The sequence below is a fragment of the Stenotrophomonas maltophilia genome (assembly GCF_900186865.1).
GTDB classification, from domain to species: Bacteria; Pseudomonadota; Gammaproteobacteria; order Xanthomonadales; family Xanthomonadaceae; genus Stenotrophomonas; species Stenotrophomonas maltophilia.
Window position 1 is genome coordinate 1,714,157 of record NZ_LT906480.1, and the last position, 14,798, is coordinate 1,728,954.

Sequence of the window (14,798 nt, forward strand, 5' to 3'; positions counted from 1 at the left end):
GCCATGAGCCAGACCCAAGACACCGCGGCCCCGGCCGCCCCCAACCGCCGCGGCAACCTGCTGCGCGGCCTGTTCGTGATCGTCGTGCTGCTGCTTGCTGCACTGGCGCTGTGGTACTTCATGTTCGGCCGTTGGTTCGAAGAGACCGACGATGCCTACGTGCAGGGCAACCAGGTGCAGATCACCCCGCTGGTGGCCGGTACCGTGGTCGCCATCAACGCCGATGACGGCATGCGCGTGGAGCGCGGCCAGCTGCTGGTGCAGCTGGACCCGTCCGACACCGCGGTGGCACTGCAGCAGGCCGAAGCCAACCTGGCCAAGACGGTACGCCAGACCCGTGGTCTGTACCGCAGCGTGGAAGGCGCCCAGGCGGACTTGAACGCCCGCCAGGTGACCCTGAAGCGCGTGCGCGAAGACTTCGCCCGCCGCAAGGACCTGGCCGCCACCGGCGCCATCTCCAACGAAGAACTGGCCCACGCCCGTGACGAGCTGGCTGCCGCCGAAGCGGCCGTGGCCGGCTCGCGCGAGACCGTCGAGCGCAACCGCGCGCTGGTCGACGACACCGTGATCGCCACCCAGCCGGACGTGCAGGCCGCCGCCGCGCAGCTGCGCCAGGCCTTCCTCAACAACGCCCGCGCCGGCATCGTCGCGCCGGTCACCGGCTACGTCGCCCGTCGTTCGGTGCAGGTCGGCCAGCGCGTGCAGCCGGGCAATGCCCTGATGGCCGTGGTGCCGACCGAGCAGATGTGGGTCGAGGCCAACTTCAAGGAAACCCAGCTGCGCCACATGCGCCTGGGCCAGGAAGTGGAGCTGAAGTCGGACCTGTACGCCGGTGACGTGAAGTACAAGGGCCGCATCCAGAGCCTGGGCCTGGGCACCGGCTCCGCGTTCTCGCTGCTGCCGGCGCAGAACGCCAGCGGCAACTGGATCAAGATCGTGCAGCGCGTGCCGGTGCGCATCGCCATCGATGCCAAGCAGCTGGCCGAACACCCGCTGCGCATCGGCCTGTCGATGAAGGCTGAAGTGAGCCTGCGCGACCAGAAGGGCGAAGTGCTGCCGAGCACTCCGGCCAAGGGCACGGTGTTCGACACCGACGTGTATGCCAAGCAGCTGCATGATGCCGACGAGGTGATCCACACGATCATCCAGGGCAACCTGCCGCAGCAGCAGGCGAAGGTGGGCTGAGGTCGCCATGTCCGCACAAGCTCCAGCCGCGCCCGGCGCTCCGGGCGCACCGGCGGCGCCGGGTGCGGCCTCCGGGTTCGTGCCGCCCAGCGTCGCACTGTGCACTGTGGGCCTGGCGATGGCCTCGTTCATGCAGGTGCTCGACACCACCATCGCCAACGTCTCGCTGCCGACCATCGCCGGCAATCTCGGCGCCAGTTCGCAGCAGGCGACCTGGGTCATCACCTCGTTCGCGGTCAGCACGGCCATCGCGCTGCCGCTGACCGGCTGGCTCAGCCGCCGTTTCGGCGAACGCAAGCTGTTCGTCTGGGCCACGCTGGCCTTCGTCATCACCTCGCTGCTGTGCGGCCTGGCGCAGAGCATGGGCATGCTGGTGCTGTCGCGTGCGCTGCAGGGGTTCGTTGCCGGCCCGATGTACCCGATCACGCAGTCGCTGCTGGTCTCGATCTATCCGCGCGAGAAACGCGGGCAGGCATTGGCACTGCTGGCGATGATCACGGTGGTTGCGCCGATCTGTGGCCCGATCCTCGGTGGCTGGATCACCGACAACTACAGCTGGGAGTGGATCTTCCTGATCAACGTGCCGCTGGGCATCTTCGCTGCGCTGGTGGTCGGCAACCAGCTGAAGGGGCGACCGGAGCAGATCGAGAAGCCGAAGATGGACTACGTCGGCCTGGTCACCCTGGTGATCGGCGTCGGTGCGCTTCAGCTGGTCCTCGACCTGGGCAACGACGAGGACTGGTTCTCGTCGATGAAGATCGTGGTGCTGGCCTGCGTAGCGGTGGTGACGCTGACGGTGTTCCTGATCTGGGAGCTGACCGACAAGGATCCGATCGTTGACCTGAAGCTGTTCCGGCACCGCAACTTCCGCGCCGGTACGCTGGCGATGGTGGTGGCCTACGCGGCGTTCTTCAGCGTGGCGCTGCTGATCCCGCAGTGGCTGCAGCGTGACATGGGCTACACCGCGATCTGGGCGGGCCTGGCGACGGCGCCGATCGGCATCCTGCCGGTGATCATGACCCCGTTCGTGGGCAAGTATGCGTCGCGCTTCGATATGCGCATGCTGGCCACGGTCGCGTTCATCGTGTTGTCGATGACCAGCTTCCTGCGATCGAACTTCAACCTGCAGGTGGACTACATGCACGTGGCCGGCGTACAGCTGATCATGGGCATCGGCGTCGCGCTGTTCTTCATGCCGGTGCTGCAGATCCTGCTGTCGGACCTGGATGGACGCGAGATCGCGGCGGGCTCCGGCCTGGCCACGTTCCTGCGTACGCTGGGTGGCAGTTTCGCGGCGTCGCTGACGACGTGGCTGTGGGCGCGGCGCACCCAGGTGCACCATGCCGACCTGACCGAGCATATCTCGGCCTATCAGCCGGGCATGCAGGACCAGGTCACGGCGATGGGGCAGGGCGACCTGCAGCACGGCGCAGCGGTACTGAACAACATGATCAACCACCAGGCATCGCAGATGGGCTTCAACGACATCTTCTTCCTGCTGGGCTGGATTTTCCTGGCGATCATTACGTTCCTGTGGCTGGCCAAGCCGCCATTCGGCGCAGGTGCGGGTGCAGCCGCCGGTGGTGGACACTGAAACTCCCTGGAAACACCGTGCTGTATTTTGACCCCGCCGCGAGGCGGGGTTTTTGTTGGGGCGACGCTGGTCGCGCGGGCATTGCCCTCGGGGTGGTGCAACGGCGCAGGTTCAGCGCGTGCGATAGACGCGTTTGAACACCACCCGGTCGGAAGACCATCGGGAAATGGCCCAGATCCCCGCCACAAGTACGGCGCCGCATGCGAGCCAGCCGGCAGTGGCCTGAAATCGGCTGCCGACAAGTGCGCCGCAGATGATGGCGGCGACAAAGACAAGCATTACGGCCTCCTTTGATGCGCCGTAGTGGACCTCGGCCTGGCATCCCACGCATACGCTTACGCCGTGGTTCGAGCCGGTATGGCAGTGTGGGCAGATGATGCTGCGCTGCATTGGTGCGTCCTTTGGGGGAGAGGAGGGGCGCTGGTCAGGTCGTGGCGATACACCTGCAACCGGCTCCCGCAAATCTGCCTCCCACCGAAAAGGAATCGGGTGGATCTCGACTAGGAAAAGTACGAATTGAACGGGGAACGTGAAATGCGCCCCAAAAGGGGGCCGTTCAAGGTCTGGTGACGACGCGCCAGGAGGAGGTATGCACCCGCAGACGACGCCCGGACGGTGCGAGATACGACAGTCCGAGTGGCGGTTGCGATGCCAGGATCGCCAAACCCCGGAAACGAAAAAACCCGCTTTCGCGGGTTTGATCATCTTGAGTCGTGGTGCCCAGGAGAGGACTCGAACCTCCACGGTTTTACCCGCTAGTACCTGAAACTAGTGCGTCTACCAATTCCGCCACCTGGGCGACTCAGGAGATGAATTGTGCGGGACGGCAGAGAGTGTGTCAACAACATTTCACACATTTTTCTGCGGCTGCACGCCCAGGTGAAGCAGCAGGCTGCGCATCGCCGGTGACAGCTGCGCCCATCCGGCGAAACAGGCGCACAGGCGGCGCTGTGCCCACGCATCTGCAAGCGGAACCGCAACAGTACGGGTATTGCGTCGATGATGGCGGGCGATGGTGCGCGGCACGATGCCGACACCAATGCCGTGGCCGACCATGATGCACACGCCTTCGAAGGTCTTCATGCGGATGCGCACGTCCAGGCGTCGCCCGATGTCGCGTGCCTGGTCTTCGATGTAGGCCTGCAGTGCATTGCCGTCGGCCAGCGCGACGAAGGTCTCGCCGGCAACATCGGCGAAGGCCACGCTGCGCCGCGATGCGAACCGGTGGTCTGCGGGCAGCAGCATCACCAGTGGATCTTCGGCGACCACGTGCTGCTGCAGGCCGGCAGCGTCGACCGCATCACTGATGATGCCGGCTTCGGCCTGGCCAGCGTTGATCGCACGCACGACTTCGGGGCTGGTGCGCTCCAGCAGTTCCACGTGCAGGCGCGGGCGTTCGGCCAGCCACGGTGCCAGCCGCGAAGGCAGGTAGTTGGTCAGTGCTGCGGTGTTGGCATACAGATGCAGTGTGCCGCGCGCGCCGTGCGCGAACGCCTGCAGTTCACCGCGCAGCTGCGCCTGCTGCTGCAGGATCAATCGTGCATGGTGGGCGAGGGCGGCGCCGGCTTCGGTCAGGCTGACGCCGCGGGGGTGCCGGTTCAACAACGCGGTGCCGGCATCGGCTTCGATCGTGCGCAGGCGTTCGCTGGCCGACGCCAGTGCCAGGTTTGCCTGCGCTGCGCCGGCCGTGATGCTGCCCGCCTCGGCAATCGCCAGGAACAGGCGCAGGTCGGCGATATCCATCCGCATGTGATGCCCTCATCGCAACGGCTGCGCCTTCGGATCAGCCGAAGGCAAGGCCGGAAACACCGCATTGTGCGCCGAGCGGCCGGCCGATCCAATGAAGGCATGAATGAATCGATCTACTTCTACGTGCTGCTGGTGGTGGTGTTCGTGCTGGCCGGTGTGGTCAAGGGTGTGACTGGGATGGGGTTGCCGACGGTGGCGATGGGGCTGCTGGGCAGCACGCTGTCGCCGGTGTCGGCCGCGTCGATGCTGTTCATTCCCACTTTCGTCACCAATGCGTGGCAGCTGTTGTCCGGGCCGTCACTGGACCGCATCGTGCGGCGCCTGTGGCCGATGATGCTGGCCGTGGTGGTGGTGACGCTGGGCTCGGCGGCGCTGCTGATGCGGGTCGATCGCACTTGGTCGCGCGTTGCGCTGGGCGTGGCATTGGTGGTCTATGCCGCCTATGCGTTGCTTGCGCCGGTGTTCCGCGTGCAGCAGCGGCGCGAGCGTTGGCTGGGGCCGCTGGTGGGTGCGTTGTCGGGCGTGGTGACCGGCGCCACCGGCGTGTTCGTGATGCCGGCGGTGCCGTACCTGCAGTCGCTGGGGTTGCAGCGCGAGGAGCTGGTGCAGGCGCTGGGGCTGGCGTTCACGGTGTCAACGATTTCGCTGACCGCCGGCCTGGTGCTGCACGGCGCATTCGGCATCCAGCAGCTGGGGCTGAGTGCGCTGGCGGTGCTGCCGGCATTGCTGGGCATGTGGCTGGGGCAGGTGATCCGGCAGCGCATCAGTGCGCGGGTGTTCCGGGGCTGCTTCCTGGGTTTCCTGCTGCTGCTCGGGCTGGAACTGGTGCTGCGGCCGCTGCTCTGATGCCGGATTCCGGGCATGAAAAAACCCGCTCTCGCGGGTTTTTCTCATTCTCGACGTGGTGCCCAGGAGAGGACTCGAACCTCCACGGTTTTACCCGCTAGTACCTGAAACTAGTGCGTCTACCAATTCCGCCACCTGGGCGTCGAGGAGCGAGATTATGGGGTGTTGTTACGGGGGTGTCAACACTTTTTCTGGATCCGGTGTCGGACCTCGTTTCGGGTGCGGAGCGGGCTCTGACCCCATCTCACTCGCTTGGGGTCGGAGCGCTTTCCTTCGGAAAGGAATTCGGCCCCGTTGCTGGATTGCAGGCAAAAAAAATCCCCGCCGAAGCGAGGAGTTTTTTCGTTGGTGCCCAGGAGAGGACTCGAACCTCCACGGTTTTACCCGCTAGTACCTGAAACTAGTGCGTCTACCAATTCCGCCACCTGGGCGTTCCAGAGGCGCAATTGTGAAGATGAATCCGCAGGCTGTCAACGACTTCCTGAATATTTTTCACGCAAGGCCTTCAAGACGGCCACTGACCCGTTCTGCACGCCGTCAACGGCTACCATGTAGGGCGATGACTACCAAAAAACCAAGCAAGGGCGGGAGCACCTCCCGCGGCCAGGCCCCGAAGAAGGGCGCCAAGGCGGGCACGGCCCGCACCACCAAGCCGGGCAAGCCGTTGCCGGGCTGGTTCCCCGAATTGAATGAAGGCGGCGCACCGCCGCGTGGCCGCAAGGTCCGCAGCAGCGACGCACCGGGCCCGGCCCCGGGCCGCAAGTTGCCGCCGACCGGCAAGGTGATCGACGATCCCTATGCCGCCCGCGAAGCAGAGAAGTACGAACAGCCCATCGCCAGCCGCGAAGCCATCCTGGCCCTGCTGGAGCGTTGCGAAGGGCCGCAGACGGCAGAGGAACTGGGCGCACGCCTGGGCCTGACCGCCCCGGACCGTGCCGAAGCACTGTCGCGCCGGCTTGGCGCCATGGTCCGCGACGGCCAGCTGGTGCAGAACCGCCGCGGCGGCTTCGCCCCGATCCAGACCCTGAACCTGGTCACCGGCGTGGTGATCGCCAACCCGGAGGGGTTCGGCTTCCTGCGCCCGGTCGAGGGCGGCGACGACCTGTTCCTGCCGCCGTATGAAATGCGCAAGGTCATGCACGGCGACAAGGTGCTGGCCCGCGTGACCGGCATCGACCACCGTGGCCGCCGCGAAGGCAGCATCGCCCGCGTGCTGGAGCGCGGCATGACCCGCCTGATCGGTCGCTTCAGCATCGAGATGGGCATCAACTACGTGGTGCCCGACGACAAGCGCGTGCAGCGCAACGTGCAGGTGCCGCCGGACCAGACCGGTGGTGCGCGCGACGGCCAGCTGGTGGTCTGCGAACTGACCCAGGCGCCGGACAGCCGTCGCCCGCCGATCGGCCGCATCATCGCCGTGCTCGGCGACAAGCTGACCGCCTCGCTGGTGGTGGAGACCGCCATCCACGGCCATGAACTGCCATTCGAGTTCCCGCAGGAAGTGCTGGACGAAGCCGCCTCGGTGCCGCTGGTGGTTGAGCCGGCGATGATCGGCGACCGCGTGGACCTGCGCAGCATGCCGCTGGTCACCATCGATGGCGAGGATGCCAAGGACTTCGACGACGCGGTGTACTGCGAGCCGAATGCCGATGGCTTCCGGCTGGTGGTGGCGATTGCCGATGTCTCCAACTACGTCCGGCCCGGCACGCCACTGGACGAAGAGGCGCAGAAGCGTGCCACCTCGGTGTACTTCCCGGGCTTCGTGGTGCCTATGCTGCCGGAGACGCTGTCCAACGGCATCTGTTCGCTGATGCCGAAGGTCGACCGCATGTGCTTCGTCTGCGACATGCAGATCGACCGCGACGGCCTGGTCACGCATTCGCGCTTCTACGAAGCGGTGATGAACTCGCATGCGCGCCTGACCTACACCCAAGTGTGGAAGGCGGTGGGCGAGGACGATGCCGATACCAAGGCCTGGATGGGTGACCTGCTGCCGCAGGTGCAGCGCCTGCACCAGCTGTACAAGGTCCTGTCCAAGGCGCGTGCCAAGCGTGGCGCCATCGAGTTCGAAAGCAGCGAAGTGCGCTTCGTGCTGGACAACCGCGGTGAAGTGACCCAGGCCGGCATGCTGGTGCGCAACGACGCGCACAAGCTGATCGAGGAATGCATGATCGCGGCCAATGTGGAGGCGGCGAAGTACCTGCTGTCGCGCCATGTGCCGGCCCCGTACCGCATCCACGAGAAGCCGCCGGAAACCAAGTACGCCGACCTGCTGGAATTCCTCAAGGAGTTCAAGCTGAGCCTGCCGCCATGGTCGAAGGTGCGCCCGGGGGATTACACCAAGCTGCTGAAGAAGATCCGCGACCGCCCCGATGCCACGCTGCTGGAATCGGTGCTGCTGCGCAGCCAGAGCCTGGCGATCTACAGCCCGGAAAACCACGGTCATTTCGGCCTGGCACTGGAGGCGTACGCGCACTTCACCTCGCCAATCCGTCGTTACCCCGACCTGCTGGTACACCGCGCGATCAAGCACGCGTTGTCCGGCAAGCCGCTGGACAAGTTCACCTACAACGCGCGCGAAATGGCTGCGCTGGCGCTGCAGTGCTCCGAGCGCGAGCGCCGTGCCGATGAAGCCGAGCGCGAGGTCGACGAGCGTTACCGCGCGGCGTGGATGGAAAAGCACGTGGGTGGCCAGTTCGATGGCGTGATCAGCGGCGTGACCAGCTTCGGCCTGTTCGTGGAGCTGGATGAGTCGAAGGTGCAGGGCCTGGTGCACGTGACCCAGCTGCCGCAGGACTATTACAAGTTCGACGCCACGCGCAAGACGCTGACCGGCGAGCGCCGCGGCAGCAGCTACCGGCTGGGTGACCGCGTGCGGATCCTGGTACTGAAGGCCAGCATGGAAGAGCGCAAGATCGACTTCCGCCTGGTCGAACACAAGGGCGAGGACGAAGGCGATGGCCTGCCGCCGCTGCCGGAGCGTGGCAAGCCGGCCAAGCGGAAGAAAGAGAAATACTGATGACCGTGGTAGTGCCGGCCGCTGGCCGGCATCCATGGCACCCTCGGCACCGACGGGTTGCCGGCCAGCGGCCGGCACCACCAGGAGACATCGCATGCAGGGCCAACCCGAATACAGCGGCGGCTGCCAGTGCGGCGCGATCCGCTTCCAGGTGCGTGGCGCGCTGACCGACAGTTCGATCTGTCATTGCCGGATGTGCCAGAAGGCCTTCGGTGCCTACTACGCACCGCTGGTGTCGGTGCGCGGCGTGCAGTTCAGCTGGACCCGCGGCCAGCCGCGCTATTTCCAGTCCTCCAACGTGGTGCGCCGGGGCTTCTGTGCCGACTGCGGCACGCCGCTGAGCTACGAGGCGCCGGACGGCGTGGCGGTGGCGGCCGGCGCCTTTGACGAACCCGAGCGCCTGCCGCCGACGATCCAGTACGGGGTCGAGCGCAAGCTGCCGTTCGTCGATACGCTGGCCAGCCTGCCGGCCCGTCGTACCGAGGAAGACATCGCGGCGCTGGAGTTCCTGGCCACCATCGTGTCCCATCAGCACCCGGACCACGACACGCCGCACTGGCCGCCGCGCAGCCGGTAACGCCCCTGTAGCGCCGAGCCCAGGCTCGGCTGGCAGGTCGCCGCGGCCTCAGCCCGGCGGCGAGCGCAGGCTCGGCTCAACAGGGGCCCCGCCGCAGCGCCCGGCCCGCCGATGCTCTACCATAGCCACCCCCTTTCCGGTCCCCGCCCGCATGAGCAAGAACAGCCAGTGGATCGTCGGCGTCAACGCCGTCGCCTCCTCCATCGAGAACGACGCCGAGAACGTCCGCGAAGTGCTGGTCGAGGCCGGTGCGAAGAACCCGCGCCTGACCGAGATCGAGGAAAACGCCCGCCGCAAGGGCATCGACGTGCGCAAGGTGAACAGCCAGGCGCTGGACGGTGTCGGCGGTTCGGTACGCCACCAGGGCGTGGCCGCGCGCTATGCCGCCGCCCGCACTTACAGCGAGAACGAGCTGGAGGGCCTGGTCACCGCAGCCGAGGGCAAGGCCCTGCTGCTGGTGCTGGACGAAGTGCAGGATCCGCACAACCTTGGCGCTTGCCTGCGCTCGGCGGCTGCCGCAGGCGCCACTGCCGTGATCATCCCCAAGGACAAGTCGGCCACGGTGAACGCGACCGTGCGCAAGACCTCGGCCGGTGCCGCCGATCTGATCCCGGTGGTGGCGGTGACCAACCTGTCGCGCTGCCTGAAGGACCTGCAGAAGCAGGGCGTGTGGATCTACGGCCTGGCCGGCGAAGCCACTGCGTCGCTGTACCAGCTGGACCTGAAGGGCAACATCGCCCTGGTGCTGGGTGGCGAGGCCGATGGCCTGCGCCGCCTGACCCGCGAGAACTGCGATGGCCTCGTCAAGATCCCGATGCCGGGCGAGATCGAGAGCCTGAACGTCTCCGTCGCCGCGGGCGTCAGCCTGTTCGAGGCCGTGCGCCAGCGCGGTTGATTTCGGGGTCGGATCTCTTTTCCATGTGCCGTGTCGACCAAGGTCGACACCTACCGGGCCGTTGCCGTGTCGACCAAGGTCGACACCTACCGGGCCGTTGCCGTGTCGACCAAGGTCGACACCTACCGGGTCGTTGCCGTGTCGACCAAGGTCGACACCTACCGGGTCGTTGCCGTGTCGACCAAGGTCGACACCCACCGGGTAGTCGCCAACCCGGGTTGGCGCCCTTGCCGCCTCACCCCGCGCTGCCGCCCAGTGCCTTGAACAGGGTGACGTCGTTGTTCAGCTGGCCCTGGCGCACGCGCGCCAGCGACAGCTCGGCATCACGCCGGGTCTGCTGCGCTTCCAGCCAGGTGCGCAGGTCGGTGGCACCTACGCGGTAGCGCACTTCCTGCGCGCGCTCCACTTCCACTGCTTCGTCGTACGACGCCTGCGAGGCCGCCACCTGGCGCGCCAGCTGCTCGCGTGCCGACAGCGCGTTGTCCACTTCCGACAGCGCGGTGTACAGCGTCTTGCGGAAATTGGTCGCGGCGATCTGATAGCTGGTGCCGGCGATGTCGGTATCCAGCTGTGCGCGCTGCAGGTTGAGGAACGGCAGCGACAGGCCGGCGCCCAGCGTGGCCACCGGGTTGCGCAGCACGTCACCCAGCGACGTTGCACTGGAGCCGAGGCTGCCGGTCAGGCTCAGCGCCGGGTAGTACTGGGTAGCGGTCACCTTGATGGTCTTCAGGCTGTTGCGCAGGCGAAGTTCGGCCGCGCGCAGGTCGGGACGGCGGCCGAGCAGGTCGGTCGGCAGGCCTTCGTTGATCCCGGGGCTGCGTGCGGCCAGCAGGTCCTGCGGTTCGTCCTGCTGGGGCCAGGGTGTGCCGTCCAGCAGCACGGTCAGTGCATTGCGCACCTCCACCCGCTGCTGCTCCAGCGCGCTCTGCGAGGACCGCTGCGACTGCAGGTTCTGCAGTGCCTGGCGTACTTCCAGGCGCGATACCGCACCGGCGTCGAAGCGGGCCTGGACCAGTTCGCGTGTGCGTTCCAGGCGCTCCAGGTTGGCCTGGCCGGTGGCGATGGACTGGTTGAGATAGGCCAGGTTCCAGTACTGGGTGATGGTGTCGCCGATCACCAGCAGTGCGGTGTTCTGCCGGTCTTCCTCGCTGGCCTCGGCTTCCCAGCGGGCGATGTCGCGCTGGGTGCGCAGGCGGCCCCACAGATCGACCTCCCAGCCCAGCGAGACGCCGGTGGAATAGCTGCGACGCCAATCATCAGACTGGTCGGTGGCGCGGCTGGCGCTGCCACTGACCCCGGAGGACGAAGGCTGCGGCCACAGGGCGTTGCTGGCCAGGCCGGCCTGCAGGCGCGAACGCTGCACGGCCAGGCCAGCGGCGGCCAGATCGCTGTTGGCGGCCAGCGCCTGCGCCACCAGGCGATTCAGTCGTTCATCGCCGAAGCCCGTCCACCAGCTGTCCTGGCGGATGTCGCGGCCCGGTGTATCCAGGCTGCTGCGCGGGTCGTCGGCCGGTGCGTTGAGGGTGGCATCGCCACGGCCGTAGCTGGCCGCCACATCGGGGGCCTGCACCGGGTAGCGGCCCACCGAGGCACAGCCTGAGAGGGCAAGCAGAACAGCGCCCACCAGCAGCGGGCGCGAGGGAGCAGGGAAGGGCAGTCGGGTCATCATCTTCATTCGCGGGCCAGGGCCTCCACCGGGTCCAGCTGCGCGGCATTGCGCGCGGGCAGGAAGCCGAATGCCACGCCGATCAGGGTCGAGCAGGCGAACGCGGCAACGATCGAGGCGGTGGAGAACAGCACCTGGAAGTCACTGGCGAAGCGGCCGATCATCGAGCCCAGCAGCAGGGCCAGGCCGATGCCGAGCAGACCACCGAGCAGGCACACCAGCACCGCCTCGATCAGGAACTGCTGGCGGATGTCACTCTGCCGTGCCCCCACCGCCATGCGCACGCCGATTTCGCGGGTGCGCTCGGTCACCGAGACCAGCATGATGTTCATCACGCCGATGCCGCCGACCAGCAGCGCGATGGCGGCGATGGCGCCGATCAGCAGGGTCATCGTGCGCGTGGTCTGCTCGATGGTCTGGCGGATCTCGGCGCTGTTGCTGAGGAAGAAGTCCTCGGTGCCGTGGCGCAGGGTCAGCAGGCGGGTGATCGCTTCCTGCGCCGCATCCATCGGCGTGTCGTCGTCCACGCGCACGGTGATGCTGGAAACGTGGCTCTGGCCGAGCATGCGCGACATCACCGTGGTGTAGGGCACCCACACGCTGAGGCTGGTGCTGCCACCAAAGCCGAAGCTCTGGCGCTTGGCCACGCCGACCACGCGTGCCGGTACGTTGCCGAGCAGGATCACCTGGCCGACCGGATCGACATCGGGGAAGAACTGGGTCTGGGTGTTCTCGTCGATCACCGCCACCTGGCCGAGGCCCTTCACCGCGTCGGTATCGAAGAAGCTGCCGCTGAGCAGGGTCACGCCCTTGACCCGGAAGAACTGCTCGCCGACGCCACTGACCTGGGCGGTGGAGGACTGGTTGCGGTAACGCGCGGTGACCGAGGTCGACACGCTGGGGGTGGCGCTGTCCACGTAGCTCTGCTTTGCCAGTGCATCGGCATCGCTGGCCTTGAGCGTCTGTACCCGCGCCGAGCGCATGTCGCCGAAACCACGGCCGGGATAGACGTCGATGGTGTTGGTGCCGAGCGCGCTGATGTTCTGCAGGATCTGCTGCTGTGAGCCATTGCCCAGCGCCACCACCGAGACCACCGAGGCGATGCCGATGATGATGCCGAGCATGGTCAGGAAGGTGCGCAGCCGATGTGCGTTCATCGCCAGCAGGGCCATGCGGAACGCTTCGGTGAAGCGGTCACGGGCCGCCCGCCAGCTGTTGCCGCGGGCCACGCCGGTGCTGGCCTCGCGCTGCGCGCGGTAGGTTGGTGCGTTCGGATTGGTGCGGTCGGCGATGATTTCGCCATCGCGGATTTCGATGATGCGCTGCGCGTGTTCGGCCACGCTCATGTCGTGGGTGACAATGATGATGGTGTGGCCTTCGGCGTGCAGCTCGCCGAGGATCGCCATCACTTCCTCGCCGGATTTCGTGTCGAGCGCGCCGGTCGGTTCGTCGGCCAGGATCACCTCGCCGCCGTTCATCAGCGCACGTGCGATCGACACGCGCTGCTGCTGGCCACCGGACAGCTGGCCCGGCTTGTGGTGCATGCGGTCGCCCAGGCCCAGCCGCTGCAGCAGCTGCTCGGCACGCGCGTTGCGCACCGGGCCGAGGCTGCCGGCATACACCGCCGGTACCTCCACGTTGCCGCGCGCATCCAGGTCGCCCAGCAGGTGGTAGCGCTGGAAGATGAAGCCGAAATGTTCGCGGCGCAGTTCGGCCAGTTCATCCGGCGCCATCCTGCCGGTTTCGCGGCCGGCCACCTGGTAGCTGCCGCGGGTAGGGCGATCGAGGCAGCCGAGGATGTTCATCAGCGTCGACTTGCCCGAGCCGGACTGGCCGACGATCGCCACCATCTCGCCGGCGTGGATATCCAGGTTGACGTCGCGCAGGACGGCGATCACATCATCGCCCGCCGGGAATTCGCGTCGCAGGTCGCGCAGGCGCAGCAGCGGCGCCTTCGTGCTCATCGGCGCGGACCCATGCCCGGGCCGCCGACCCGCATCTGCATGCCGCCGCGGTTGCCGGCGCCGGCGCCGGCGCTGGCACCGGCCGCACCGGCTTCGCCCACCACCACGCGTTCGCCTTCCTTCAGCCCGGACAGGATTTCGGCCGAGGCGCCGTTGTTGATGCCCACGGTGACCTTGCGCGGTTGCGGCTGGCCCTTGTCGTCCAGCACCCGCACCATGCGCTCGTCGCCGCGGCGCTTCGGTCCCAGCGCCACCGCCGGCACCATCAGCACGTCCTTGGCCTGCTTGAGCAGTACCGAGACCTGCGCGGTCATGTCGATGCGGAGGGTGCCGTCCGGGTTCTCCACGTCGAACAGCGCGTTGTAGTAGACCGCGCTGCTGGAACTGGAGCTGGACGAACTGCTGGAGCTGGACGAATTCTCGTTGGCGATCGAGGCCGGCGCCGGATTGATCTGGCGCAGCGTGGCGTGGTACTTGCGGTCGGGGTCACCCAGGGTGGTGAAGTACACCGGCATGCCGGCCTTGATCTTGACCACGTCGGCCTCGGAGATCTCGGCGTTGACCGTGACCACGTCCAGCCGCGCCAGCATCACGATGGTGGGCGCGGTCTGGTTGGCGTTCACGGTGCGGCCTTCCTCGGCCACCACCGCCACCACGGTGCCATCCATCGGCGCGGTGATGCGGGTGTAGGCCAGGTTGGCGCGGGCGGTGCCCAGCTCGGTCTGGCGGCCCTTGATCTGCGCCTCGTAGGACTGCAGCTGGGCACGGGCAGTTTTCAGCTGTGCTTCGGCGGCATCGTATTCCTGGCGCGAGGTGGCCTCGGCCGCCAGCATCTGCTGCTGGCGCGCGAACTCCAGTTCGGCCTGGCGCAGGGTGGCCTGCTGCACGGCGCGCTGGGCGGTGACCTGGTCCAGCGAAGCCTGTGCGTTGAGCACCTGGTTCTGCTGGGTGGTGGCATCGATCTCGGCGATCAGGTCGCCTTCCTTCACGGTATCGCCCAGCTGTACCTTCAGCGACTTGATCTGGCCCGAGGCCTGCGCACCGACGCTGACCAGCTTGTAGGCGTCGATGACGCCGGTGGCTTCCACGGTCTGCTCGATGTCGCCGCGGCTGACCGGCGTGGTCGCCACCGCCGGGGCGACGGGTTTGCGCAGCAGCCACCAGGCGGCGACGGCCACGATCAGGGCGAGCAGGGCGATCAGTATCAGGCGACCACGGCGGGTCGCGGGCAACAGGCGGAACGTCACGTCGTGGCTTCACTCTCGGGGCCGCGGCGGCGGCGTTGGTGGGCATTGTGAAGACC

12 protein-coding genes and 3 tRNA genes are annotated in these 14,798 nt (G+C 67.1%); 7 read left to right on the forward strand and 8 right to left on the reverse strand.

Going from position 1 to position 14,798, the window contains the following annotated elements; genetic code table 11:
• Positions 1-3: 3 nt before the first annotated feature.
• Both emrA and emrB read left to right on the forward strand, forming a co-directional pair.
• On the forward strand, positions 4-1,185 hold the full coding sequence (emrA, locus tag CKW06_RS08200; RefSeq protein ID WP_005408768.1) for a multidrug efflux MFS transporter periplasmic adaptor subunit EmrA: 1,182 nt from the start codon (positions 4-6) through the stop codon (positions 1,183-1,185).
• A 7-nt stretch (positions 1,186-1,192) separates the two neighbouring features.
• The gene (emrB, locus tag CKW06_RS08205) at positions 1,193-2,779 is read left to right on the forward strand and encodes a multidrug efflux MFS transporter permease subunit EmrB (protein ID WP_024957856.1); all 1,587 of its coding nucleotides are present in this window, start codon (positions 1,193-1,195) and stop codon (positions 2,777-2,779) included.
• A 111-nt stretch (positions 2,780-2,890) separates the two neighbouring features.
• On the opposite strand, the gene CKW06_RS08210 is transcribed toward emrB, so the two are convergent.
• The 3 genes from CKW06_RS08210 to CKW06_RS08220 form a co-directional block, all read right to left on the reverse strand.
• Positions 2,891-3,169, reverse strand: coding sequence for a hypothetical protein (locus CKW06_RS08210; protein WP_024957857.1), 279 nt, complete (start codon positions 3,167-3,169; stop codon positions 2,891-2,893).
• A gap of 324 nt (positions 3,170-3,493) precedes the next feature.
• A tRNA-Leu gene (locus CKW06_RS08215) sits at positions 3,494-3,578 on the reverse strand.
• 50 nt (positions 3,579-3,628) lie between these two features.
• On the reverse strand, positions 3,629-4,528 hold the full coding sequence (locus CKW06_RS08220; protein ID WP_024957858.1) for a LysR family transcriptional regulator: 900 nt from the start codon (positions 4,526-4,528) through the stop codon (positions 3,629-3,631).
• A gap of 99 nt (positions 4,529-4,627) precedes the next feature.
• Here CKW06_RS08220 and CKW06_RS08225 point away from each other — a divergent pair, with 99 nt between their 5' ends.
• Entirely contained in the window at positions 4,628-5,374 is a 747-nt protein-coding gene (locus tag CKW06_RS08225) for a sulfite exporter TauE/SafE family protein (RefSeq protein WP_024957859.1), read from the forward strand.
• 56 nt (positions 5,375-5,430) lie between these two features.
• On the opposite strand, the gene CKW06_RS08230 is transcribed toward CKW06_RS08225, so the two are convergent.
• A tRNA-Leu gene (locus CKW06_RS08230) sits at positions 5,431-5,515 on the reverse strand.
• Between the two features lie 205 nt (positions 5,516-5,720).
• Positions 5,721-5,805: transfer RNA gene (locus CKW06_RS08235), tRNA-Leu, on the reverse strand.
• A 128-nt stretch (positions 5,806-5,933) separates the two neighbouring features.
• Between CKW06_RS08235 and rnr the strand changes: the two genes are divergently transcribed.
• From rnr to CKW06_RS08255, 4 genes are all read left to right on the forward strand, one after another.
• On the forward strand, positions 5,934-8,393 hold the full coding sequence (gene rnr / locus CKW06_RS08240) for a ribonuclease R (protein WP_024957860.1): 2,460 nt from the start codon (positions 5,934-5,936) through the stop codon (positions 8,391-8,393).
• A gap of 94 nt (positions 8,394-8,487) precedes the next feature.
• Positions 8,488-8,970 carry a GFA family protein gene (locus CKW06_RS08245; RefSeq protein WP_005408774.1) on the forward strand — a complete coding sequence of 161 codons (483 nt, stop codon included), beginning with the start codon at positions 8,488-8,490 and terminating at the stop codon, positions 8,968-8,970.
• Between the two features lie 151 nt (positions 8,971-9,121).
• Complete coding sequence (gene rlmB, locus CKW06_RS08250; RefSeq protein WP_005408775.1) at positions 9,122-9,865, forward strand: 23S rRNA (guanosine(2251)-2'-O)-methyltransferase RlmB; 744 nt, start codon at positions 9,122-9,124, stop codon at positions 9,863-9,865.
• Positions 9,866-9,895: 30 nt separating this feature from the next.
• A complete protein-coding gene (locus CKW06_RS08255; RefSeq protein ID WP_024957861.1) occupies positions 9,896-10,129 on the forward strand; it encodes a hypothetical protein in 234 nt (77 codons plus the stop codon).
• Here the strand turns inward: CKW06_RS08255 and CKW06_RS08260 are convergent.
• From CKW06_RS08260 to CKW06_RS08270, 3 genes are read right to left on the reverse strand one after another with little or no spacing between them, the layout of a single operon-like run.
• Complete coding sequence (locus tag CKW06_RS08260; RefSeq protein WP_024957862.1) at positions 10,101-11,540, reverse strand: efflux transporter outer membrane subunit; 1,440 nt, start codon at positions 11,538-11,540, stop codon at positions 10,101-10,103. The genes CKW06_RS08255 and CKW06_RS08260 overlap by 29 nt on opposite strands.
• Positions 11,537-13,495, reverse strand: a complete 1,959-nt coding sequence (locus CKW06_RS08265; protein ID WP_024957863.1) for a MacB family efflux pump subunit — start codon at positions 13,493-13,495, stop codon at positions 11,537-11,539. The genes CKW06_RS08260 and CKW06_RS08265 overlap by 4 nt, the downstream gene beginning before the upstream one ends.
• A complete protein-coding gene (locus CKW06_RS08270; protein ID WP_024957864.1) occupies positions 13,492-14,742 on the reverse strand; it encodes an efflux RND transporter periplasmic adaptor subunit in 1,251 nt (416 codons plus the stop codon). The genes CKW06_RS08265 and CKW06_RS08270 overlap by 4 nt, the downstream gene beginning before the upstream one ends.
• Between the last annotated feature and the right edge of the window lie 56 nt (positions 14,743-14,798).